Raw genomic sequence first — 23,972 nt, forward strand, 5'->3', positions numbered from 1 at the left:
GATTCTTCAGGAGAATCCCGCATGGCTGATGATCATCCCATATTTGACTGGTTTGTTATGTTCGAATACTTAGCTTGAGAGTTAAGTAATGTATATTGTTTCTTCTGGGTATTTGTAGCGGCGTTCTTTGATTTTCCGGCTGATGGCTACCAAAATAGTCAAGGTGCCGACCCTTCCAAAAAACATCACTACGGTGACTACCAACTTACTTGCAGTGCTCAATTGAGCGGTAATCCCGAGGCTCAAACCAACCGTGGAGTAGGCGGAAAAGATCTCGAAAGCAACGTCAATCAGGGCTAGCTCGGGATTGTAGATCGTCACCAAAAACACGCCCAATCCAATCGTAAAGAACGAAAGTGCAATCACAGCGAAGGCCTTTCTGTTGGACTCCGCGGAGATTTGTCTTCCAAATATCTCCATTCGCCTTCTTCCGGTGACCACGCTCCAGGTGTTGAGCAGAGCGACGGCAAAGGTGCTGGTCTTGATTCCGCCACCAGTCGATCCTGGCGAAGCGCCAATCCACATCAGAATCAGATAGATCAAAATCGTCGGTACTGAAAGTGCCGTCATGTCTACAGAATTGAAACCGGCAGTCCTCGGAGTGACTGCACCAAAAACAGAAGTCACGAATTTCCCATAATAACTGAGTCCTTTCAGGGTAAAATCTTGCTCAAAATACCAGTACGTAGCGAAGCCAACAAGCATCAAAGCTGTTGAGGTGTACATCACCAGTCGGGTATTGATGTTGGAGACACGAGGAGTGTGCCGGTATTTTTCCCCGATAAAGACGAAACGAACGGCGCCTGTAAGCACACGAACGAGGTAATTGTAATAGTTGATAAACACCGGAAAACCAATTCCCCCGAGCACAATCGTCACAGCAACGACCAAATGCATATGGTATAGATACCTAAATCCAGGTTCGTATAGTCCAGAGCTGAGTGTGGAAAAACCAGCGTTGCAGAAAGCGGAAATGGCGTGAAAAGCGGAAAAGAAGAGCTTTTGTCCAGCGCTGGCAAAGAGCGAATCTTCCGTGAAAACATAGATAAGCAAGGCTGCAAAAAACTCCACCAGCACCGTGAAAATGACGATTTTGATCAAAGTCGAGGAGATTGCGCCGACATTTTTCTCATTGATATAATCCCGGAGAAAAAGGCTGTTTTCGAGCGAAAGACTACCCCGGAAAAAGAACCCAAAAAAGGTCGTAAACGTCATCATTCCCAATCCTCCGATTTGAAATAAGGTCATGATGACAACCTGTCCGAAAGGCGTGAACGCAGTGGAGGTGTCCAACACAATTAAGCCGGTGACGCACACGGCCGATGTTGCGGTGAAGAACGCGTCGATCAGGCTGATCCCTGCCGTAGTCGAGCGGGGAAGGTATAGTAGAGCAGTCCCAATGATCGTGAGAATAGAGAAGCTCAGGATGAAAATCAGCGAAGGACTCAGTTTGAGCTTGTTGACCAGAAGACTGAATTTCCCGAGTTCTTGAATGAAAATCAGAGTCACGAAAATATTCGTGAGGATGTATTTTTTCGAAGTAAGCAGCACACTGTCCGGATACTCTCCGAATAAGTTCCACCGGATCAGGATCGAGACGAGCAGAAAAATCGCCACTACCAGCTCAAAGATGATCCTTTTGTTCTTGCGGGATAGATTCGAAAAGACATTTCTGAGGATGATTGTCAAGCCAAGTAGCAGTACCAGGATCTCAAAAATCTTGGTTGTGTAGTACAGTTTTTCCGGGTCGGTGGTATAGCCGAGCTCGTAGATCATTAGGCCAAAAGCTCCGAAACTCAAATAGCGCATGGATCGGCTCAAGACCAAGATCAGCTGCTTGATGAACTGTAAGTTTTGATTGGGATTAGAAAAAAACCGGAAGTTAAACTTCATTCTATTGTCCTCGATTTTGGATCAAAATGTAGTGCACCATCAAAATCAAATGAAAGTTACTGGATTTTACAATCGCCACAGGTATTTGGCTTCTATATTTTGGGACGCATAGATGCTTCCTTTTCCACTGAAAAAGTAAGCCACCAAGCTCGCCAAGCCGAGGAAAATCCCCGCTTCAATTCCAAACAATTCCATGCCCATCACTGTGCAGGCCATAGGAGTATTGGTGGCTCCGGAGAAAACTCCCACGAAACCCAATGCCGCCAAGAGCGACAGTGGCAAAGGAATCCATGCAGACAACGCGTTGCCCAAGGTCGCTCCCGTGAAAAACAGAGGCGTAACCTCGCCGCCTTTGAATCCTGAACCTAGCGTCAGTCCCGTCAAGCCGGTTTTTACCAACCAGTCGTACCACGGTAGTGGATTCTCAAATGCTTCCACAATCCTCGGAACACCCAGACCAATATAGGTCGTCGTGCCTGAGAAATAGACGACCAAAGCCACCAATATTCCTCCGACAAAGGGTCGAAAAGGAGGATAGGAAATTACCTTTTTGAACACAGTCGAAACCACATGCCCCGTTTCGGCAAACAATCTTGCAGAAAGCCCAAAAGCAATCCCCGCCGGAATGACCCAAAGCAAATTGACAAAAGAATGGGCGGGGATTTCGCTGATCGAGTACATCGTATGCCCCACACCCCAACCGTATTCGCAAACCCAATCCGCAATAAATGCCGCCAGAAAAGCCGGAAATATGGACTGCCATCGAAACTTCCGGATCAGCATCCACTCCAGCGAAAAGATTGCCCCGGCCAGTGGTGTTCCAAATACCGACGCAAAACCTCCGGAGACACCACAGATAATGATGATTCTCCGGCTGCTTTTGCTGAGCGCAAACCACGTTGTCAACTGATCCGCCAGTGACCCGCCCATCTGCACTGCCGTACCTTCCCGCCCAGCCGATCCGCCGAAAAGATGGGTAAAAATCGTTCCGAAAAGCACCAAGGGAGTCATCCTCAGCGGGATGGGTTTCTCGCCATGATAGAGCGCGTCAAGGAGCAGATTGTTTCCCCGATCAGAATTGGCTCCATATTGGTAATACATATACCCGATGCCAAAGCCCGCCAACGGGAGCAGGGCAATCAACCAGACATTTGCTTCTCGGACATGGGTAGCCAGATCGAGAGCCAAAAGAAAAACAGCGGAGGCAGAACCGGAAAGAATACCGACTAACGTTGCCAAAGCAAGCCAAATGACAGAATATCGCAGCAGATCTCTTCTATTCACATCGAGGGATTTGCTGCAAAATAAGGGGTCAGCCAGAAAATAGAATCCCTTCACGGATAAATAACCCGAAACAATTTGCTCGGTCAATTGTCACAAAAGCGTACAATTCGATCAAATCCGGGATTTCCGCTTACATTAGAATCGACAAGCATGCAGAATATCTTAATCACCGGCGGCTCAGGACTGATAGGTCAGCGAATCACAGACCTGTTGATGGAGAAAGGTTACCAAGTAGCCTGGCTAGGTCGCTCCCTACACGGCAAACAGAAAACTTTTGTCTGGAATATCGAAAAACAGGAAATCGAGGCGGAAGCGATCGAATGGGCTGACGCCATCATTCATTTGGCTGGAGCCGGAGTGGCCGAAAAGCGATGGACTCCAGAGCGAAAAAAACTCATTCTTGAGTCACGAACCCACAGCACGCGTTTGCTTTTTTCCTCCTTGGGAAAAGCTCAAAATAGGCCCAATACGTTCATTTCAGCCTCTGCGGTCGGATATTATGGATTTGACACCGGCACCGCGCTGGTAGATGAATCCAGTCCTGCCGGGACGGATTTTTTAGCCGAGGTAGTCAAAGCCTGGGAAAATGAAGCGAAAAAGATGGAAAGCCTCGATATCCGCACGGTGATGCTTCGGACAGGTATCGTATTGGATGCAGATGGAGGAGCTTTGAAGGAAATGTTAAAGCCGCCGGTTGCCGCTCCTTTGGGTTCGGGAGATCAGTGGATGAGTTGGATTCATATAGAAGACTTGGCCAGAATGTTTCTTTTTGCGTTGGAAAAAACAACACTTCAGGGCGTATACAATGCCGTCGGAGCAAACCCAGCGACCAATCAACAGCTCACACAAGAAGCCGCCTATGCCACAGGCAAAACTTATATCGGAATAGGCGTTCCTGGTTTTGTCCTGAGGTTAGTTTTAGGAGAGATGGCGGGTATGGTCTTGGGAGGGAATCGGGTTTCCTGCCAAAAAATCCAGAAGGCAGGGTACCAATTTGAGTTTTTTGAGCTTTCAGCTGCGTTGAAAGATATTTTTCATAAGTGAGAGGTCAAAGCCTCTTATTCCTCCCCATTACAAACCAAAGTACAGTCCCCAGAAATGGCAACAGTACTACGATAAGAATCCAAATCAGTCGATCGTTTGGGTTGGCGAAGCGGCTGGTGACCACATCATAGATCGTGTACGCGTAGATGATAAATACGATAAATTTCCACATGGTTTAATTGGTCGTTTTAGAGTTTTTTCCCAAAATAAGATAGGTAATTGGTCCCAATCCGTGTGCAAAGAGTAAGATGATTACCCAAATCAGTTTCATGTTCGGATCTTTGAAATTTGATCGAAGGGCATCCACGAGGCAATAGACCCAGAGAATGAAATAAGCGAGTGAAAAAAGAAGGATGGTGACGATCCCACCCCCTCCCATGTTTTGGATAAAAGCTAAGTTCATGGATTGGTGTTGTTTATGTTTTTTCGTAAAAAAATCGGCGAAATTCAGGTTTTTGGCACAAATGTTTCGGAAATGTCGACTCCGTCGTACAATCGTTAATTCTTTGTCACTTGTTCCGTTAATTTTACCACCGATCCAAAATAGCTTTTTTTGTCAAAACTAAGTGAGAATTTCGTCCGAAGTAAAACCCCAATCCATGATAAAGTACACACTTACAGTGCTTTTAGCTCTTTTCGCCACGCTCACTTTCGCACAGGACCTGAGTTACTATCTTCCCAAAGGCTACACGTATAATCCCGCCGTTCCGACTCCCAAGCAGGTTTTGGGCTATGAAGTCGGCGAATGGCATGTGACCCACGATCAGCTCGTGATGTACATGAAAGCGGTGGCGGAAGCCTCGGATCGGGTGAAATTTGAGGAAACGGGACGCTCCTATGAGAAGCGACCGCAAACTTTGCTGACGATAACTTCTCCCGCCAACCTTGGGAAACTGGATCAGATCAAAGCCGAACGGGCCAAACTTCGTATTCCCGGCTCCTCGGTCAATATCCAAAATATGCCCGTGGTGATGTATATGGGCTACTCTGTCCATGGCAACGAGCCCAGCGGAGCCAACGCTTCCCTGGTCGCGGCCTATCACTTTGCGGCGGCCAATGAGATCGCCGCTGATCTGGAAAGCATTGTCTTGCTCCTTGATCCTGCCATCAATCCCGATGGACTGAATCGATTTGCGTCCTGGGTCAACTCTCACAAAGCTTACGTGATGAACGGCGACCCTGCGCAGCGAGAGCTCAATGAGGCTTGGCCGCGAGGACGAACCAACCACTATTGGTTTGACCTCAACCGCGACTGGCTGCCCGTGCAGCATCCGGAATCCAGAAACCGCGTGAAGGTATTCCAGTCTTGGTTGCCAAACATTCACCTGGACTTTCACGAGATGGGTACCAACAGCACCTTTTTCTTCCAACCAGGAGTGCCTGCGCGGATGCACCCTTTGACTCCGGCCAAAAACTTTGAGTTGACTGCCAAGATCGGAACCTACCACGCGAAGGCCTTGGATCAGATCGGATCGCTCTATTATAACCAAGAAAACTACGACGACTTCTACTACGGCAAGGGCTCGACCTATCCAGATGTGCAGGGATCGATTGGGATTTTGTTTGAGCAAGCCAGCTCCAGAGGGCACCTGCAGGAAAGCGCCAATGGTATGCTGAGCTTTCAGTTTACGATCAGAAATCAGTTTACTGCAAACCTTTCCTCTTTCGAAGCGGCCAAAGAAATGCGTGTCGAATTGAACCAGTGGATGAAGGATTTCTACACAGAGATCAATAACGAAACCACGGCTGATGTAAACAAGGCTTATATTTTCGGAGCAAAAGACGACGATGCTAGGAGCTTTCACCTAGCGGATTTGATCCTGCAGCATGACATCAAAGTCTTTGCGATGAATGAAGACATCACCGTCAACGGACAGCAGTTCAAGAAGGAGACTTCCTATATCGTACCTGCTGACCAGCCTCAGTACCGCTTGATCAAGGCGATGTTTGAGACCAGGACTACCTTTCAGGACAGCTTGTTTTATGACATTTCGGCTTGGACTTATCCGATGGCTTTCCACTTGGATTTCATGGCGCTCAACAGTAAAATTCTCAACCTGGCAAGTGTCTCCCAGGTGGACAAAGCCAATTTCGCGCTTGCCCCCGGCAAGGTGGTTGGAAGCGCCGGAGCCTATCAGTATGCGCTGGAATGGTCGGATTATTATTCTCCAAAAGCCGCTTATCAGCTGTTGAAAGCTGGTTTTTTGGTCCGCGTGTCAAATGCTGAATTCTCTACAGCTGAAGGAAAAACCTTCCGGCGGGGCACGCTGCTAATAGACAAAGGAGAATCTGGGATGGATGACGCAGGTTTTTTTGCGAAGCTCCAAGAAATTTCCAAGTCGGCTCATGTGGATATCCAAGCGATTAAGACAGGCTACACTAGCGGAGCAAATATGGGGTCCACCTTCATGGTTCCGCTGAAAATCCCTCAAATCGCCCTTCTCGTCGATGGGGGAGTGGATAGCGGCGAAGCTGGCGAAATATGGCATTTGCTTGATCAGCGGATGAAAATGCCAGTGACTTTGCTTCCGGTTGGATCGGTGTCGATGACGAATCTGGATCGCTACAACGTCATCCTGATGGCTGATGGTAGCTACGGCTCGCTTGGAAAATCCGGAGCGGAAAAGCTGAAAGAATGGACTTCAAAAGGCGGGACTTTGGTGGCGAAAGGTGGAGCACTGCGTTGGTTGGCACAAAATGAGATTGGGAATTTCACTTTCCGTACGGTGGAAAATGAAGAAAAAGGTGTCCAAAAAAGCTACGCAAACTATGACAACGCCACCGGAGCGAAGGGGACTTTTGGAGCAATTTTCAAAGCGAATCTGGACCTCACTCATCCGATTGGATACGGCTACGCCGAAAAGGAAATCTACACCTTCCGAAATGACAATTTCTTCATGGAAGTGTCTCCAAATCCATACGCCAATCCGCTCGTCTATACCGCCGATCCTTTGGCCTCAGGTTATTTGCATCCAAGTAATCTGCCCGGTATCCAAAACGGAAGCGTAATCCGAATCTCATCCGTCGGACGTGGGCGAATCATTGGTTTTGCCGACAATCCAAACTTCCGGGCTTTCTGGTTTGGCACGAACAAGCTTTTCATGAATTCGATCTTCTTTGGTCAGGTCATCGACGGAGGCACCGCCCGATAACAATTTGAAATCCCGGTTTTTCCACCGGGATTTCTTTTTTTCCGCTTAAAGAATTTTCTAACCCATTTGCCCTACAATTCAGTTTAATCGCTCATGAAGAAATCACTACTCCAAATTTTCCTTTCCGTTTTTGCTGTTAGCTTACCTTTGGCCGGTTCGGTGGCTCAGGATATGAGCTTTGAAAATTACAATCCTCCGTCCACACTCAAAGTCCCCGAGCACCCGGTCACCCGAGCCAAGTTTCCCTTCATCGATATCCACAGCCATCAGGGTGGGGTCAACGAGGAGAAAATCGACCGACTCACCTCCGAGATGGACGAGATCAACATGGGTATTATGATCAATCTGAGCGGAAGGGGATTTGGCCAGGGCAACAGCAATACCCAGCAAGAGTATATCAAAGGCATGATGGGAGAATTCAAGACCCATGCGCCGGGCAGATTTATGGTTTTCACCAATCTCAATTTCAACGGTTTTGGGGATTCTAAATGGACTGAATTGGCGGTAAAAGAACTGGAAGAGGACGTACAGGCAGGAGCAGTGGGCCTGAAGATTTACAAAAGCCTGGGACTGAACAGCAAGGACAAAGATGGGAATCGCATCCCCGTGGATCATCCGGATTTGGATCCTATCTGGAAGAAGGCTGGCGAACTCGGAATCCCAGTGCTGATTCATTCTGCCGACCCGGCTCAGTTTTGGCAACCCATGGACTCCACCAACGAGCGCTGGCTGGAATTGAAGCTCAATCCCAACCGCAAGCGATCGGATACTGATCCGGCTCCTTTTGCCCAGATCATGGCCGAGCAGCATCATGTCTTTGCGAAGCATCCCAAGACTACTTTCATCAACGCACACATGGGCTGGATGGCCAACGACCTGGACGCGGCCGGAGCACATTTGGACAAATACCCGAATGTGAATTATGAAATCGGCGCAATCATCGCCGAACTCGGCCGCCAGCCTCGCAGAGCCAAAGAGTTTTTTACCAAGTATCAGGATCGGATTCTTTTCGGAAAAGATGCCTATAACAAAGAGGAGTTTTATACTTACTTCCGAGTCCTGGAAACCGAGGATGAATACTTCCCTTATTACAAAAAATACCACGCGTATTGGAAGATGTACGGGCTGGGACTGTCCGATGATGTGCTGAAAAAAGTGTATTATAAAAATGCGCTGCGCATCGTTCCAGGACTGGATAAGTCGCTTTTCCCAAATTGATCGACGAGTCATTTACCCACTCAGACGGCCCTTTCTTCGCTTGAAACGGCCGTTTTCGTATCATTTCAGTCCGCATCTTCCCTCAAATCTGCGTATCTTATCTGGATGCCATCCTATGTAGATCCAAGAAGAAACCTAGCCCAGCAAAGGCTGGGGAAAACCAAGCGAGCCAAGCCCTTGATTTGGATCCTGTTGGCTGTGCTGGCGATTACCATCCTTCAAGATTGGGTCAAGTCCAGCCTCAATTCTCAGGCTTTCTACCTTTCCGAGTCGTTTTTATTCAGCCTGTATTGGGTTTTGATTCCGCCGATTGCCTTTGCGCTCAAGTATGCGCTCGACAGGTTCGGCTTGGCCAAACTGAGTCTCTCCATCTGGACGCGAAGAATCTATTTTGTACTCGCAGCGATGGTCGCCCAGATTCTTTTTTTCCCACTTCTGGTATGGCTGATCTCCGCACTTTTTTACGAGCACACCTTCGCCTATTCCCAAACGCTGTTCTATTCCGTGTCGGAGGATTTGTACAAGTTTTTGCTCATCTACGCGATCCTTTCTCTTTTGATTTTCCCTAGGAAAATCCCCAAACCTCCAAAGTCCAGTGAGCAGCTTCTGATCCAATCCGGTCGGAAAACCCAAATCTTGCCTGTAGCTGAGATCCTCTGTGTCGTCTCTGCCACGCCCTATGTGGAGATTCATACCGCGTCAAAGAAGTACCTCCACCAGGAATCCTTGAAGTCTTTGGCAGAGAAACTCGATCCCGCCATTTTCCAGAGAACCCACAAATCCTCCCTTGTAAATCTCAAAGCCGTCCAAGAAATGAAATCTCGCCTCAATGGAGATTACGATTTGACCCTGAGCAATGGGACCCAAGTTCGTCTTTCCCGAAACTACGCCGCAGCCTTCAAGCAGGCCATGGATGCTACCTCCTCAGCTTAGGCAAAAATCTCCTCCACTTGCCGCATTCGATTTTTTTGGGAGCTTTCAGCGGGCCAGTTTTGGAAAAAACCCAAAACTATGGCCCGATTCCTCTTATTCTCTTGGCTCTATCTCCTACTGGCGATCAGCGCCTGTCATTCTCAAAACAAGGCCAATTCCGAAGTAGGTGGAGGCTGTGAAGGTTGTGAGGCGCTCGATGAATATGGCGACAAAATCCTCAATGAGGAGGATACTCTTCCCTTATTTGCCAGCTCCGAACCGAAGCTAAAGCTATGGGGGACAGTGTATCAGAAAGATGGAAAAACTCCCGCTGCGAACGTCATCCTCTACATCTATCACACGGACCGAACAGGCATCTATCCCAAGCGCGGGGATGAAAAGGGCTGGGCCAGACGACACGGTTTTATCCGCGGTTGGGTGAAAACGGATGCTAAAGGAAGCTATGTCTTTTACACTTTTCGGCCTGCCGCTTATCCCGATGGGACTGAGCCGGAGCACATCCACCTGACGGCAAAGGAACCCAATACCAATGCCTATTACCTGGATGAATTTGTCTTTGAAGATGATCCGATCTTGGATCAAAAGAAACGAGCCCAGCTCAACAACCGAGGCGGATCGGGACTTACTTTGCCAGTCTTGAAGGATGGAATACTGGAAGTAAATCGGGATATAATACTTGGGCTTAACATTCCGGACTATGACTAGGCTGCTGTTTTTTGCGCTTTTGTTGGCTGTTTCCTGCCGGGAAAAGCAGACAGACGTCCCTCCGAAAATCGAACTTATCCACAATCCAATTCCCATAGCCAATGCTGGAACCGATACACTTTGGGTCAATCTTATCCACAGCAAGATCCTATGGAAAGGCACGAAGATGCGCGGTCTTGGCAAGCATGAGGGGGTAATCCCGCTCAAAAAGGGCTTTATCCTAGAAAATCAAGGAAAATGGTTGGGCGGCTATTTCGAGATTGACATGGAAAAAATTCGGGTAACCGACATTCCCGAATCGGATCCCATTCCCCTTAAGAATCTGACCGAGCATCTCAAAAACAAAGACTTCTTCGATGTGGATAAGTATCCTGTCTCCAATTTTACCCTTTTGGAAATCAAGGAATTCAATCCGGGAAAACTTCTCCTGCGAGGCAAGCTCGAAATCAAGGGAATCTCCAAAGAGATCAGCTTTGAAGGAACCCAAAACCGTAATCAAATTTTGGCCAAGATCATCCTTGACCGCTTTGACTGGAACATTGCCTACGAGGGTTCTTGGGCGGACAGGACTTTGGTAGATCGGGATATCGAATTTCAAGTCGCTCTTGTGCTCCAAGACTTCCTTTAAATGATAAGTTGCTTTACATAAGCGCCTTCTTATGTAAAGAAAATCGAAAAATCTTTACATAAGCTAGAGTTAGGTGTAAAGAAACATCGCTTTTCCTTACTTTATAAATTGACGGAAAACTTCCTCTTTTAAACGTTTGAGGAAAGCCCAATTCTTTAAATTACCCGGATCAAACTTTCAAATTGCTCCGGCTAAAATCGACTATAAATGAACACATCCAAGATCTTCCACTACGGAAATTCCAGTGCCGCCACCTCTGGGCCAAGAGTCTTGGGATTTATTTTGTTGGGCGCGGGCCTCTTGGTCTTATTGAGTCCATGGTTTATGCAAGGTGGAAGTTCCTTACAGAAAACCATCTTGGTGGGAGTAGGAGCAGGCTTGATTGGGCTGGTATTGCTTACTCTTTCATCTGGAATACTCTTCGACTTTCAGGAAAATCGGGTGAAGTGGTATCAGAATTTTCTCGGGATGAAATTTGGGAACTGGGAGCCGATGCCTCCAATTCTACATGCGGAGCTGATCCATCACACCTTCCAAAGTAAAAACACGCCCAACGGGATTACACCGACGATGTCGGGGCAGAAGACGGTTTACAAATGTGTGCTGCGATCCGAAAAGGCGGTCTTCTTGAGCTTGGACTTTTCGCAGGAAAAGGGCGCCATCCAAGCGATGGAGGAGCTACAACAACTGATTGGAGATAAAGCAGACCAGGTTTTTCCCTCCAAGAAGTAGGAAGACGTTTGGGGAAAGCCAAAAAAATCCAGCTTCTGGAGAAGCAAGATAGCGCAGAAAAAAGTCCTGCCTCCGAAGAAGCAGGACAAATCCTAAAGTGGTCTGTGCGGACACAGACCACGCGTTTTTCAATATACGTTGGTCAGAACTTCAAACTCAAGCCCAGCAGGAAGTTGGTTCCGGCTTGTGGATAGTAGTAGTTTTCTGTTACGAGGTCTTTTCCGGCATTACCCTCACCCGGCACAAAATAGCTGAAGGTGTATCCATTTGGCTCATACATCTCATTGAAGAAGTTGTTGATCAGCAAGTTCAGCTCCAGGCCCTTGAAGAATCTCGGCTGAGCGGAGTAGCTTATCCGCAGATCATTAGTGAAAAACGCGTCCAAAGCCCGGCCGTCGTTGGCGGTATTGTCCAGAAACTGCTGCCCGACATACTTGCTCATCCAGTTGATCGAAAGTCTTTTGACAGGCTTCCATTCGACGATCGCCGAACCGACTACATTGGGAGAGAAGGCGATGTCGGTATCCGTGTAGGTAAAGGACTCCTGCCGAAAGTCCTCTCCGCTGTAGTCATCGACATACTCGGTGAATTCCTTGATCTTGTTTTGACTCAGGGCGATATTTCCCCCGAAAGTCCAAGCTGGAGAAAGCTGAAAAGTACCGTCCAGCTCGATCCCTGCCCGATAGGAGGAAGCGACATTTTCCCTAATATAAGCTCCCACGTCGTTGATCTGCCCGGTCAGGATCAGCTGATCGGTGTAGTCCATGTAGTAGAAATTGGCATTGTAGCGGAATCGACCGGCTTTGGCCCGGATCCCAGCTTCGATGTTGTTCAACCTTTCAGGTCTTGGCACCTCCGTGATCGGGTTGTCGGTGAAGTCAGAGCGGGTAGGTTCGCGGTTGGCGACGGCATAACTCGCATACCAGGTCTGATTTCCTTTTTCATAGGACAAGCCAAACTTTGGGTTGAAGAAGGTGTAGCTCTCCTGTCCATCCACGATTCGCCCGTCATCATTCACTCCGGCAAAAGAGTAGTCAATTCCTCTCACCTGCAGGTCTCCAAATAGATTCAAGCCAGGCTTCGCTTCGTAGGTTGCTTTGGCGTAGATATTTCGGTCGTCCTTGACGGCATTGTTGTCATAGTAGCGATCCCGGATATCGGTATCTCCAGCGACACGCGCCCAGATGATTTCCCCAAAATGGTCTCCGTCATAGCGATTGGCTCCACCGCCAAGCACGAAATCAAGCATTCCATTGTCTGAGACATAGTTGACCGAGCCGACGAATCCATAGAAATCGTTGTCCAACCAGCGGCGACGGATGATGTCGGTGCTTTCGATCACCTCATCCCCGATCTCCACCGGCGGCAGGCCGTAGTTGGCAAAGTCGTCATCCTCCCGATACTGCTCGTAGTAGCCCCGACCATAGGTATAGTGCAGGGCCAAGTTGGTTTTCCAGTTGGTGCCGACCTTGCCGGTATAGATCATCTGATAGTGATCTTGCTGGTAATTGTCCGTCTCGTTGTCGTAGGTGTAGTAGTTCCAGGTGCGGTCGTCTTCGAGCTTGGATTCAGGAAGTCCCCACCAGCTTTGGTAGGTTTGTTCTTTTCCGGAAAAGGCGATCAGCTTGATCACGCTTTTCTCCCCATAGTAGCCACCCGATACAAACCAGCTGCTCAGATCCGAAAACGCCCGATCCACGTAGCCATCCGAGGTGATCTTGGACAGGCGGGCATCGACGGCAAAGTGATCGTTTAGCAAGCCTGTTCCGGCTTTTACGGTATGTCTCCAAGTGTTGAAGGAACCAAAGCTGTTGTCAATCTGAGCATAGGGATCGTCCTGATGCGTATCAGTTTGGAAGTTGAGGCTGGCACCAAAAGTGGCAGCCCCGTTGGTCGAAGTGCCGACGCCACGCTGGATCTGCACGTTGTCCACAGAGGAGGCAAAGTCCGGCATATTCACCCAAAACACACCATGCGACTCCGCATCATTCATCGGAATGCCGTTGACTGTAGCGTTGATTCGGGTTTGGTCAGAGCCACGAATCCGCATCCCTGTATAGCCGACTCCGGCCCCAGCGTCTGAATAGCTCACCACGGAAGGGGTGAAATTCAGCAAGATCGGGATGTCTTGTCCCAAATTTCGTTTGGCGATTTCCGACTTATCCACATTGGTGAAGGTCGTGGGCGTATGCTCCGAAGCACGGGTGGACGACACGATAAACTCCTCCGTCAGAAACTCCTTTCCCACCAAGGCGATCTCCAGATTTTCAGTTGTGGGGATTGTGATCACCTTTCTGAAGGTCTCAAAACCTAGATATGACACCCGCAATTCCAATCCGCCGGCAGGCAATTTGGCAAGGGTGAAGTTTCCCTTTTCGTCTGTGACAGTACCTTTTCCGAGATTTTCGGTCCAAACTGAGGCCCCGATCAGCGCATCGCCACTTTGTGCGTCCACGACTTTTCCGCTGAGGCTATTTTGAGCCATCGCGGTAATTCCGGCCAGGAATAGCACCAAGCCCAAAAACAATTTTTTCATGTGTAATCTTCCCTTTCGGGTCTTTGAGTGAAACATTAGAAAACCCAAGGGAGGTTTTCCGTGATAGTTTACCCGCTTTGTAAAACGAAAATTTGGAATACGCCAGAAGGGTACCGCTTCGGCATGTTCACTGATAGGTCCGTTTTACTTTCTCATTTCCCTTCGCCGGCATTACCCGGATCAGGTCGTATGGGTATGATCTCAGCCCGTTTTGTTAAGGCACCCCTTATGATCTTACGCAAAGGTAGGTGTGAAAAATTGGTTTCAAATGATTCGGCTAAAAATTAAAGCCTGCCAATAGCCCATCCCGGGGAGTTCACAGTTGCATGGTTGGCCCTTTGCTTATCTAGTGGATAGCAACTGCGTGTTATCGAACTTTTTAAAATTCGGCCGCGCTGCTTTCTAGTCCAACAGGAATATTTCTATAAATTCACCAAGGCAAAAAAGACCCATCAAACCTATGAAACTCTACAAACTCACCGCTGCTACGCTTCTAGAATCAGACCAAGGCATTTTTTTAGGCCCCGAACTTGACTGGGACCAACTGCTCGGCAGGGAGCATTTGCCCCGCTTGTTAAAATCCGAGGCCTCCCACTGGGAAAAGATTGATGCCGAAAAAGCAGAAGAACTGAAAGCCGAAGGCCTTTTGGCGCCCATGGGAAATCAGGAAATCTGGGCGGCGGGCGTGACCTATTACCGCAGCCGAACCGCTAGGATGGAAGAATCCCAGGATGCCGGTGGAGCGGATTTTTATGATAAAGTCTATGTCGCCGACCGCCCCGAACTGTTCTTCAAAGCGACCGCAAGCCGCGTGTCCAATCCCGGAGAAACGGTCAACATACGCGAGGATTCCACCTGGGATGTGCCGGAACCGGAGCTGACTTTGTTGATTTGCCCTTCGGGAAAAGTGCAGGGCTTTACCGTCGGTAATGACATGAGCAGTCGGAGCATTGAGGGGGAAAACCCGCTCTATTTGCCGCAGGCAAAAGTATATCAAGGCTGCGCGGCCATCGGCCCCTGCATCCTGATACAGGAAGAACCGCTCGATGACGAGACCAAGATCAACCTCGAAATCCTCCGAAATGGCAAGATCGAAGCTTCTGGAGAAACGTCCCTGGCACAGATGAAACGCAAGCCGCAGGAGCTGGCGGACTGGCTTTTCCGCGCAAATACCTTTCCCATCGGATGCTTTATGATGACGGGCACAGGCATCGTGCCGGACAATTTCACCCTGGCCAAGGGCGATGTCGTCAAAATCACGATCGAAGGAATCGGAACATTGGAAAATAAAGTTGGAAAAATTTAATTCCTTGTAGCTTTTGAGACTAGATTTTCGTTTCGAAAGCAAACCAAATTTAACCGGATGAAAAACGTATTATTTGCCCTGCTTCTCTCCTCAATTTTGCTTTCGTGCAAAGAAACTGAAAACCCAGACGCCAGCGCAATGCCTCAAGAATGGGTCTTGATAGGGTATAGAAGCGGGTGGGTGCCTGAGAAGGATATTGTTCCAATTACGGATTCGGTCTACCACTACAAGCTTGAAGCCGATGGCTCTTTCGTCAAGACAATCGGGAAATATCGGATGAGCGGAACCTATGAGTTCAGTACGTTTGAGGATAGAAAGTATGTAAATCTCAACTACGACGAAGCTTCCATCCAATTAAATGAAGAATATGGAAGTTGGGGACTAATTCACTATTGCGGACAACATTATGAGCCGTTTTTGATACTGGACTCCAAGACCATCCGAGGAAGCTGGAGTGAATGTGACGGGCCGAACTTATATTTTGAAAGACGATAAAGAGAAGCCTTTGGGCTTCTTTTTTACTTTTACAAAATGAGTCTATTTTTCCAAAAAAACCTCCGCTTACCAAGTTATCCTCAAGGATATCATTTGATTACAGATCAAATCGAGCGGTCAATCCCTGAAATCCGTGAGATAAGAATCGGATTTTTGCAAGTCTTCCTCCAGCATACCTCCGCGGGGCTGTGCATCAACGAAAATGCCGATCCGACTGTGAGAAAAGACTTCCAAACGTTTGTAAATGAATTGATTCCGGAAGCTTATCCACGATTTGTCCACACCTATGAAGGACCGGATGATATGCCCGCGCACATTAAAAGCGCTTTTTTTGGTTCGAGCCTGCAAATTCCGATTTCCGGTGGAAAACTCGCCCTCGGAATTTGGCAGGGAATCTACCTCTGTGAATTTCGGCGACAAGGCGGAGGAAGAAATTTGGTTTTGACGGCTCTTGGCACGCCATAACTCGCTACAAAATTCAATTTTACCTTTAATAAAAATTCATTTTACGGTTAGCGGCATACTTTTACTTTTGTCGCAACGACCTTACATGAAATTTCGCCTACTCATTCCCATATTTTTATTTACAGTGCTGCCAATTCTCACCTTTGCCCAAGGTAAGTCAGAATCGAACGCTTTTGCATTTAAGCTTAAAGAGCCTATTAATTTGGATGGGGAACTTGATGAGGCTATTTGGGCCGATCCCGAGGGGTGGAACGGGGACTTTACGCAATATTTTCCCTCTGATACTTCCGCTTCCAAGATCCGAACTCGGGTAAAAATTGTCTTTGACGAGCAAAACCTCTACATCGCGGCGGTGATGGAAAACCTTGGGCCTAGGAAATACGTCTCGACCTCGCTTCGGCGGGATTTCAGAGGAGAGCAAAATGACGCGATCGTCTTTGTGCTGGATACCTTTAATGACAAAACCAATGCTTTTTCCTTCGGGATCAACCCCTATGGCGTGCAGCGGGAAGGGCTGATCTCTAACGGGGGTTCGAGGTCGGAAGATCTGAGTTTGGCCTGGGACAACAAATGGTTTTCGGAGGCTAAAATTTTTGAGAATCATTGGCAAGCTGAATTGATCATTCCACTTTCCACGATCCGATTTAGCGAGGGTACACAAAACTGGAATGCGAATTTTTATCGGATCGACAGTGAATATGGAGAACGAAGCACTTGGACGCCTATCCCGAGGAATTTCTCGATTTTGACTTTGGCTTTCAGCCGGAAATTGATTTTTGAGGAGCCCTTGAAGAAAAGCGCTGCGAATATTTCCCTCATTCCCTACACCGCTGCGCGCACGTCCAAGAATTTTCTGGAAGGGACTGAGGAAGAATTAACGCCCTCTTTTGGGGGAGATGCGAAGATCGGAATTGGCCCCGCATTAAACCTTGATCTCACTTTCAATCCGGACTTTTCTCAAGTCGAGGTGGATGAGCAGGTGACCAACCTCGACCGATTCGAGATTTTTTTTCCTGAAAGAAGGCAGTTTTTTCTTGAAAACGCCGACTTGTTCGACAGCTTTGGACAAATGCGCTCCCGACCGTTTTTCTCCCGGAGAATCGGTGTGGATATTGACTCCGCTACTGGACAAAATATACAGAGCAAGATTATCTATGGAGCCCGACTCAGCGGTAAAATCACCGAAGATTGGCGTGTAGGCTTGATGAATATGCAAACAGCGACCGATGAAGAGGCAGGCGTTTCGGGCAAAAACTTCACGGTGATGGCTTTGCAAAAAAAGGTGTTCACCCGCTCCAATATCGGATTAATCTATGTAGATCGGGAGTCACTGGCTTTGGATGACTACCAGCAACTCTTTGATCCCAATGCTTACAATCGCCTGTTGGGGGTAGACTATAATTTGAATTCGGCCGATGGCAAGTGGACGGGCAAGGCCTTTTATCACAGGACTTTTGAATCTAACAAGCCGGAGGCGCCCTATTCATTCAATGCTTACATGCTTTTTAGCGACATTCACTGGAACTGGAGTTTCAGCTATCAGGACATCGGCGCAGGTTTCAATCCTGCAGTAGGTTTTGTGCCGCGAGTAAATTTCCGACGTCTCAATCCTGACTTGTCCTATTTGTTTTACCCAACCTCTCGACTCATCAACCGCCACGGGCCGAAGATTGAATTTGAAGGATATTGGAATGAGGAGATCGGGCAAACCGACCGGGACATTAATCTCGGCTACTTGATTCGGTTCAATTCTTTTTCTGAGCTGGAGCTGACGCAAAAGAATCGGTACCTCTACCTATTTCAGGACTTCGATCCGACCCGAACCGGCGGCGAGCCCCTGTTGGCCGGAACGGATTACCATAATAAAACGATCCAAGTAGAATATAAAAGCAATCCCAGAAATCCGATAAATCTTGTGTTGGATGCGGAAGCAGGACAGTATTACACCGGAAATTTTCAGCGTATGACTGGACAAATGGGAGTCCGCATGGGCTATTTGGCCAATATCTCCATGAATTTCAACTATGCGCGGATCCGTCTTCCCGAACCACAAAGTGACGCTGATTTGATTTTGGTAGGACCAAGGATTGACCTTACTTTTTCGAAAAAACTCTTCTGGACTACTTTTATCCAATACAATAATCAGATCGACAATCTCAATATCAATACCCGTTTTCAGTGGAGATATGCGCCGGTTTCAGATTTCTTCCTGGTTTATACCGATAACTATTTTCCGGGCGACTTCATGCCAAAGCAGCGGACTTTGGTGTTGAAGCTGAATTATTGGCTGAATATTTAGGTGTTTAGCGAGGTGGTGACGCTGAATCAGCGTCTTTCTTAAACTTCTTTACTGCGGGCAGATACAGCCAGATATAGGCGAAGAAACCAAAAAAAACCTGGAAAATCCCGCAATTTAGCCAGGGAGAGAATTCTTTCAAAAGCTCGAAGTGAATGGATCCGTCATAATAAAGCTGGGTGATGATCGTCGCCAGAACACTGGACGGAAGAATCAGCACCAGCCAGAAATTAAGAAATGAGCGGTAGACAAAAGGAAATCGTTTTTGAGGATTCTTCATCGCCATCGGTTAGTTGTAGTCAAACTTAAGCTTGTCTAAATCCGGCGGGATCTGCTTCCTACGCTTTAGCTCGATCTGGTAGAGGTATTCCCCCAGTTCTGCGAAAAAGGGCTTTCCGATTTGCTCGGTTTCGTAGGTGTTGTCATTGAGCGTTTGATTTTCATTGGTGTAGACGACTGCCGAGACGAAAAACTCAACACCGTTTTCAAAATCGACGAAATAGCTTCCATCGATAAGATACCCGTAGGACCAGCCGGTTTTGTTGAAGATTCGGAATTGTGTGGAGATAGGATTTTTAGAGTTGCCAAACTTGAAAAACTTGGAATAACCATCGTAGAACTCCGTGCTATCATAGTGTGGATAGGTGCTTTCCTTTGGAAGCATACTCATATATTTTAGCACAAAATGTCGGTGTTCTTCGGAGACGTTGAAACGTTGGCTCTCGAAAAATGCCTGCGGAAAAACGATTCTCTGTACGACCCCATGCAGGTCAGAAAGAGCCAATTTATTCTTATAAGAAAAGTCCATTCCGCCCTGTATCAAGCTGTCATTGCGATAGAAAGCTTTCCCGATTTTAGGCCTTTCTGACACCACATAGACACTGTCTGTATTTCTGGCGGGGATTTCCATTAGCGTTATTCCAGACTTATCCGCAAATTTTATCGGATTGAAATAGCGATTTTCCTCCGGTGAAATGGGGAAACTCAGCCGCTGCGTAATTACCGAATGATTCAGTCCTTTCTCTTTCAATTTGCTGTTGATGTAGTCCAGGCCCAGCAATTCATAGAGCCGATTTGCAGCATCGTTGTCAGAGACCAGCAAAATCTTTTTGATGTAGTGACCGATGCTTGGCAGGCTGTCTTTAGAGGAGTTATCCACATAGGCCGGAAGCTGCGAAGGCCTGACCGAATCGGTCAACATACTCGTTTCCAGATCCAAGCCTTGGAGAGTTTGCTCCTCTAGCCACTCCAATGCCAAAAGTGCAATCGGCAATTTGACGGTAGATGCGGGGTAGAAATAATGGGCATCGTCCAGGTTAAACTTGAAATCCGTAAACATCGGAACGCCATGCTCATTGCGATCAATCTGAGTATAGATGATCTGAACTTGGTACTTGTCCACATCTCTTAGCACTTGGTTCAAGATTGGATAGTCTTCCAATCCGTCCACCAAAGGAACATTTTCCTTTGGTGCGCAGGACAATCCCAAACCCACAAGCAATAGCAGTTGAATTAGATTTTTCTTCATCTAGCCAGATTGTGGATGATATCAATTAGGTACATCAAATCTTCCATTTCGTGGAATCCTGAAATAACGATCCGATTGACGCTCGGACTCTCTGCGGTCGGATAGGAAAAAGAAGAGGTGATGATTCCGGCCTTTTCGAATTCTTTCACCCAGGAATCTTCTGTGTAGATAAAGGCTGGAAAATGGCGACTCCCTTTGATTTGGGAGATTTTTGCGGTCTCTTGAGCGAAAATTCCACAGGCATCCGTTAGCCATCTTTTTTTCTCCAAATACCGATCCTCCATATCTAGGAAAGTCCTCAGAAAGGCAGGAGATCCCGGTGATGCCCCGCCAAACATCGGCGTTTCTTTGATTTTGTTGATCTGGGCATCCTTTCCCAGAATGATCCCCGCCGGAATACCAAGTCCCTTTCCCAAAGAGCCCGACACGAGCAGGTTAATGGATGGGTTGGCCCATTTTTGATAGGTGCCGTAGATGCCATTTCCCAATGTTCCAAATGCATGACTGTCGTCAATCAATTGACTGACTTGGTGCTTTTTCGCTATCTCTTTGACCCACTCATAATCGAGGATTTGACAAGAAAGAGGATCTACCGCATTGCCGACTATCAGTATTTTTTGCGAAGAAAACGCTTCTGATTGCGCCAGGCACAGTTTTTTCCATTGTGTAAAATTAGATTGAATCGAAGCTGTAAAGCCATCTGGAACAACCGCAGCATGCGTATTCGGCGCAATCCAGACTTGATCTGCCTCGGTGACGAGCGACTTCCAAGCAGCAATTCCGGCTATATAGCCCGAACTGAGCACAGCGGAAGAATCAGCTCCGGCGGACAGGGCAAACGACTCCTCAAAATCCTCAAACACTTGAAGGCGTACATTACCAATTCTGCTTTGACCATAATTGGCTCCAAATTCAAACAGGTTGTTGGCAAGGATGTCCAGAAAATCCATGTCTTGTGCGATTCCCAAATAGGATGTCCCGCTAAAATAGAGGTATTCTTTTCCGTCTATCTGTACCATTCGGCCAATTCCTGAGTCTAGGTAGTGGGTTTTCACTAGATCTGGATTTATTTGGCGAAAATCAGAGAAGGATCCTGAAAAGACTTGAACTCCAGTGCATTGCCGCATGGATCCAAGAAGAACATCGTGGCTTGCTCGCCCACCTCGCCTTTGAAGCGGATATAGGGCTCGATGACAAACTCGATCCCATGTTTCTTAAGCTTATTGGCTAAGTCGTGCCATTCGTCCCATTCCAAGATCGCTCCAAAATGCCGAACGGGGACATTCTTTCCATCAACTTTATTAGTCTTGGTATTTGCCAGTTCGTCGGGCTTGATGTGGGCTGATAGCTGATGTCCGAAGAAGTTGAAATCGATCCATTTATCGGTGCTGCGTCCGATATCACAACCCAAAAGATCACCATAAAACGAGCGGGTTTCGGCAATGTCACGGATCGGAAAAGCGAGGTGGAAAGGTTTAATTTGGCTCATATTGCGTAATTTCGTCGATGGTTTTTTGCTTGAAAGATCCTTCTTTCTCTCCTTAAATATATGTCAAAAAAGAAGAAAGTTTCCTTGGTTTTGAGCAGCGGTGGCGCAAGGGGATTGGCGCATGTAGGGGTGATTGAAGAATTGGAAAACCGTGGATATGAGATTGCGGAAATTGCGGGCTGCTCGGTCGGTGCGCTGGTCGGTGGCATGTACGCTGCTGACAAAATGCCTGAGTTCAAAGACTGGATTTGCAACCTGGATCGACTGGATGTGTTTTCCCTGATGGACTTTACGCTCTCCAGCCGTGGATTTATTCGGGGAGAAAAGGTGTACAATGCGTTGAAAAAAGTGGTGAAAGACTGTCAAATCGAAGATTTGTCGATTCCATTTTCCTGCAATGCAGTCGATTATAAAAGCGGTCAGGAACATATTTTCAGAGAGGGGAGCCTTTTTGCCGCGATTCGTGCCTCGGGCAGTATTCCGACAGTCTTTCAGCCAGCTCGGCACGTTCGATATGAGTTTATTGACGGAGGCGTCTTGAATCCCATTCCGATTTCTCTCATTTCCAGCCACGAGAACCGGACGCTTGTCGTCGTAGATGTAAACGGGGCAGATCATTGGTTGGTCGCGCCTCCCAAAAAGGACTCTAAGGGCAAAAGCTATATTTCCATCCCAAGTTGGCTCCAGGATTATCATCGAAAGATGATCCAATATTTTCCCGAGGAGCAAAAAGAAGAAAAGCAAGCGTCTCTAAGTTCTTTCAGCATCATCTCTAGATCCTTCGAATTGCTTCAGGATCGGTTTTGCGAATTGTTGATCGAAAAGTATCCCGTCGATGTGACAGTGAGGATCGCCAGAAAGCAAGCCGGAACGTTGGAATTTCACCGTGCAGCCGAAATGATAGAGATAGGAAGAGACCTAGCCAAAACGGCACTAGACAAACTCGAAGATGGAAATAACTGATCTTAATCGACTGCTCGGAAATGTGGATATCTACCTCCTGGATCAAATCCTGAAGGGTAGGTTTACCAAAGAAATGAAGATTCTCGATGCGGGCTGCGGTGAGGGAAGAAACACGGTATATTTCGTCAATCGGGACTATCAGATATTTGGTATCGACCCAAACGAGACCGCTATTCAATACAGTCGTTTTCAGGCAAAAACCTTGAATCCAAACTTTGACATTCATCGCTTTCAGGTTGGGAAGTTGGAGGAGGTACCATTTCACTCCGGAGCTTTTGACGCGGTCATCTGTTCGGCCGTTTTACACTTTGCCGGAGGTGTGGATAATTTCCTCGAAATGGTCTTGGAAATTCACCGGATTTTGAAACCCGGAGGAATCTTTTGGTTTCGAATGTGTACTGGTCTTAGCGGAATTCTGGAGCAAAGCAAGTCGCTCGGAAGCGGGAAATTCCGGCTTCCTGACGATTCAGAACGGTTTGTATTGACAGCCAATGATATGGATAACTTGCAAAGAATAGGATTCAAATTTCTAGAACCCCCGAAAACTGTCCTAGTCCTTGGGCAACGGGAGATGGGTGTTTTTCTGATGGAAAAGGTTTGATGACCCGCAAGACTGCTCAAACTTTGACTGCAAATTCACCTACTACAAAACACGATAATTTTTGAAAATGGATCTTCAGTATGCTTTCGAACTCATCGGTACTTTTGTTTTTGCAATTTCCGGTGCGCTAGCGATCCGCGAAAAAGAGCACGACCTCTTTGGAGCGGGGTTCACCGGCTTCATCACCGCGATCGGCGGTGGGACGCTGCGGGACATTCTGCTGGACAGCTACCCGCTGGTTTGGATTGGCAATGTGCAGGTTCTGTATGCGATACTGGCTGGTGTATTTGCCGCATTCATATTTCCAAGATTCCTTAGTAAACTCCGCAAGACATTTTTTTTGTTCGATACACTCGGAATAGGATTTTTTACTGTTTTGGGCGTGGAAAAAGCGCTAAGCCTTGGATTTCGGCCAGAAATAGCAGCAATTATGGGCATGTTTTCTGCAGTGATGGGCGGAGTGATCCGGGATACATTGACCAATGAAATTCCTGTTCTATTCCGAAAGGAGATTTATGCGTCGGCGTGTTTGGCAGGTGCGGTGTTTTATCTGGCTATGGATTATTTTGGTCTTGAACGAAACTACAATCTGCTGATCTCCATGGCTGTCGTGGTAAGCATCCGATTGATCGCCATGAAATACAAACTCAGCTTGCCCAGACTGGACTAAATAATCTCTCGAAGCTTTTTAATTCACCAATTAT

At 47.5% G+C, this 23,972-nt stretch carries 23 protein-coding genes and 1 riboswitch; of the genes, 14 read left to right on the top strand and 9 right to left on the bottom strand.

From position 1 onward, the window contains the following. Positions 1-81: 81 nt before the first annotated feature. Both ABD031_RS02360 and ABD031_RS02365 read right to left on the bottom strand, forming a co-directional pair. Positions 82-1,893: a TrkH family potassium uptake protein gene (locus ABD031_RS02360; RefSeq protein ID WP_343848191.1), complete on the bottom strand. Its 1,812-nt coding sequence runs from the start codon at positions 1,891-1,893 to the stop codon at positions 82-84. A 66-nt stretch (positions 1,894-1,959) separates the two neighbouring features. Then, the gene (locus ABD031_RS02365) at positions 1,960-3,177 is read right to left on the bottom strand and encodes a chloride channel protein (protein WP_343848192.1); all 1,218 of its coding nucleotides are present in this window, start codon (positions 3,175-3,177) and stop codon (positions 1,960-1,962) included. A gap of 150 nt (positions 3,178-3,327) precedes the next feature. On the opposite strand from ABD031_RS02365, the gene ABD031_RS02370 reads away from it, so the two are divergent. Next, positions 3,328-4,221, top strand: a complete 894-nt coding sequence (locus ABD031_RS02370; RefSeq protein ID WP_343848193.1) for a TIGR01777 family oxidoreductase — start codon at positions 3,328-3,330, stop codon at positions 4,219-4,221. A gap of 4 nt (positions 4,222-4,225) precedes the next feature. Here ABD031_RS02370 and ABD031_RS02375 read toward each other — a convergent pair whose 3' ends face one another. Both ABD031_RS02375 and ABD031_RS02380 read right to left on the bottom strand, forming a co-directional pair. After that, positions 4,226-4,393 (bottom strand): PLDc N-terminal domain-containing protein, encoded by a 168-nt coding sequence (locus ABD031_RS02375; protein ID WP_343848194.1) that lies wholly within the window; start codon positions 4,391-4,393, stop codon positions 4,226-4,228. A gap of 3 nt (positions 4,394-4,396) precedes the next feature. Next, the gene (locus tag ABD031_RS02380; protein WP_343848195.1) at positions 4,397-4,624 is read right to left on the bottom strand and encodes a PLDc N-terminal domain-containing protein; all 228 of its coding nucleotides are present in this window, start codon (positions 4,622-4,624) and stop codon (positions 4,397-4,399) included. Between the two features lie 196 nt (positions 4,625-4,820). Between ABD031_RS02380 and ABD031_RS02385 the strand changes: the two genes are divergently transcribed. The 6 genes from ABD031_RS02385 to ABD031_RS02410 all read left to right on the top strand — a co-directional run bounded on the left by ABD031_RS02385 (position 4,821) and on the right by ABD031_RS02410 (position 11,589). Beyond that, positions 4,821-7,373 (top strand): M14 metallopeptidase family protein, encoded by a 2,553-nt coding sequence (locus ABD031_RS02385; protein ID WP_343848196.1) that lies wholly within the window; start codon positions 4,821-4,823, stop codon positions 7,371-7,373. 171 nt (positions 7,374-7,544) lie between these two features. Next, entirely contained in the window at positions 7,545-8,591 is a 1,047-nt protein-coding gene (locus ABD031_RS02390) for an amidohydrolase family protein (protein WP_425542706.1), read from the top strand. A 105-nt stretch (positions 8,592-8,696) separates the two neighbouring features. Further along, the gene (locus ABD031_RS02395; RefSeq protein WP_343848198.1) at positions 8,697-9,524 is read left to right on the top strand and encodes a LytR/AlgR family response regulator transcription factor; all 828 of its coding nucleotides are present in this window, start codon (positions 8,697-8,699) and stop codon (positions 9,522-9,524) included. A 78-nt stretch (positions 9,525-9,602) separates the two neighbouring features. Further along, entirely contained in the window at positions 9,603-10,229 is a 627-nt protein-coding gene (locus tag ABD031_RS02400) for a peptidase associated/transthyretin-like domain-containing protein (RefSeq protein WP_343848199.1), read from the top strand. Beyond that, positions 10,222-10,857, top strand: coding sequence for a YceI family protein (locus ABD031_RS02405; protein ID WP_343848200.1), 636 nt, complete (start codon positions 10,222-10,224; stop codon positions 10,855-10,857). Before ABD031_RS02400 ends, ABD031_RS02405 begins: the two co-directional genes overlap by 8 nt. A 207-nt stretch (positions 10,858-11,064) precedes the next feature. Continuing rightward, complete coding sequence (locus ABD031_RS02410) at positions 11,065-11,589, top strand: hypothetical protein (RefSeq protein ID WP_343848201.1); 525 nt, start codon at positions 11,065-11,067, stop codon at positions 11,587-11,589. Positions 11,590-11,731: 142 nt separating this feature from the next. On the opposite strand, the gene ABD031_RS02415 is transcribed toward ABD031_RS02410, so the two are convergent. Continuing rightward, complete coding sequence (locus tag ABD031_RS02415; RefSeq protein ID WP_343848202.1) at positions 11,732-14,125, bottom strand: TonB-dependent receptor; 2,394 nt, start codon at positions 14,123-14,125, stop codon at positions 11,732-11,734. A gap of 140 nt (positions 14,126-14,265) precedes the next feature. Further along, a riboswitch (TPP riboswitch) is annotated at positions 14,266-14,362 on the bottom strand. A 223-nt stretch (positions 14,363-14,585) separates the two neighbouring features. Here ABD031_RS02415 and ABD031_RS02420 point away from each other — a divergent pair. From ABD031_RS02420 to ABD031_RS02435, 4 genes are all read left to right on the top strand, one after another. Beyond that, on the top strand, positions 14,586-15,431 hold the full coding sequence (locus ABD031_RS02420) for a fumarylacetoacetate hydrolase family protein (protein WP_343848203.1): 846 nt from the start codon (positions 14,586-14,588) through the stop codon (positions 15,429-15,431). A gap of 57 nt (positions 15,432-15,488) precedes the next feature. Next, positions 15,489-15,926, top strand: coding sequence for a hypothetical protein (locus ABD031_RS02425; RefSeq protein ID WP_343848204.1), 438 nt, complete (start codon positions 15,489-15,491; stop codon positions 15,924-15,926). Between the two features lie 36 nt (positions 15,927-15,962). Then, on the top strand, positions 15,963-16,391 hold the full coding sequence (locus tag ABD031_RS02430; RefSeq protein WP_343848205.1) for a secondary thiamine-phosphate synthase enzyme YjbQ: 429 nt from the start codon (positions 15,963-15,965) through the stop codon (positions 16,389-16,391). Between the two features lie 85 nt (positions 16,392-16,476). Next, positions 16,477-18,690, top strand: a complete 2,214-nt coding sequence (locus tag ABD031_RS02435; protein WP_343848206.1) for a DUF5916 domain-containing protein — start codon at positions 16,477-16,479, stop codon at positions 18,688-18,690. A gap of 4 nt (positions 18,691-18,694) precedes the next feature. Here the strand turns inward: ABD031_RS02435 and ABD031_RS02440 are convergent, their stop codons facing one another. The 4 genes from ABD031_RS02440 to ABD031_RS02455 are packed head-to-tail and all read right to left on the bottom strand — an operon-like array spanning position 18,695 to position 21,704. Then, entirely contained in the window at positions 18,695-18,967 is a 273-nt protein-coding gene (locus tag ABD031_RS02440; protein WP_343848207.1) for a hypothetical protein, read from the bottom strand. Positions 18,968-18,976: 9 nt separating this feature from the next. Further along, entirely contained in the window at positions 18,977-20,215 is a 1,239-nt protein-coding gene (locus ABD031_RS02445; RefSeq protein WP_343848208.1) for a serine hydrolase, read from the bottom strand. Next, entirely contained in the window at positions 20,212-21,270 is a 1,059-nt protein-coding gene (locus ABD031_RS02450) for an aminotransferase class I/II-fold pyridoxal phosphate-dependent enzyme (protein ID WP_343848209.1), read from the bottom strand. The genes ABD031_RS02445 and ABD031_RS02450 overlap by 4 nt, the downstream gene beginning before the upstream one ends. A gap of 11 nt (positions 21,271-21,281) precedes the next feature. After that, on the bottom strand, positions 21,282-21,704 hold the full coding sequence (locus ABD031_RS02455; RefSeq protein WP_343848210.1) for a VOC family protein: 423 nt from the start codon (positions 21,702-21,704) through the stop codon (positions 21,282-21,284). Positions 21,705-21,764: 60 nt separating this feature from the next. Here ABD031_RS02455 and ABD031_RS02460 point away from each other — a divergent pair, with 60 nt between their 5' ends. From ABD031_RS02460 to ABD031_RS02470, 3 genes are all read left to right on the top strand, one after another. Beyond that, positions 21,765-22,667, top strand: a complete 903-nt coding sequence (locus ABD031_RS02460; protein ID WP_343848211.1) for a patatin-like phospholipase family protein — start codon at positions 21,765-21,767, stop codon at positions 22,665-22,667. Continuing rightward, positions 22,654-23,268 (top strand): class I SAM-dependent methyltransferase, encoded by a 615-nt coding sequence (locus ABD031_RS02465; RefSeq protein ID WP_343848212.1) that lies wholly within the window; start codon positions 22,654-22,656, stop codon positions 23,266-23,268. The genes ABD031_RS02460 and ABD031_RS02465 overlap by 14 nt, the downstream gene beginning before the upstream one ends. 67 nt (positions 23,269-23,335) lie before the next feature. Next, positions 23,336-23,938, top strand: coding sequence for a trimeric intracellular cation channel family protein (locus tag ABD031_RS02470; protein ID WP_343848213.1), 603 nt, complete (start codon positions 23,336-23,338; stop codon positions 23,936-23,938). Positions 23,939-23,972: the final 34 nt, after the last annotated feature.

The organism is Algoriphagus jejuensis (genome assembly GCF_039523455.1).
Classification (GTDB): domain Bacteria; phylum Bacteroidota; class Bacteroidia; order Cytophagales; family Cyclobacteriaceae; genus Algoriphagus; species Algoriphagus jejuensis.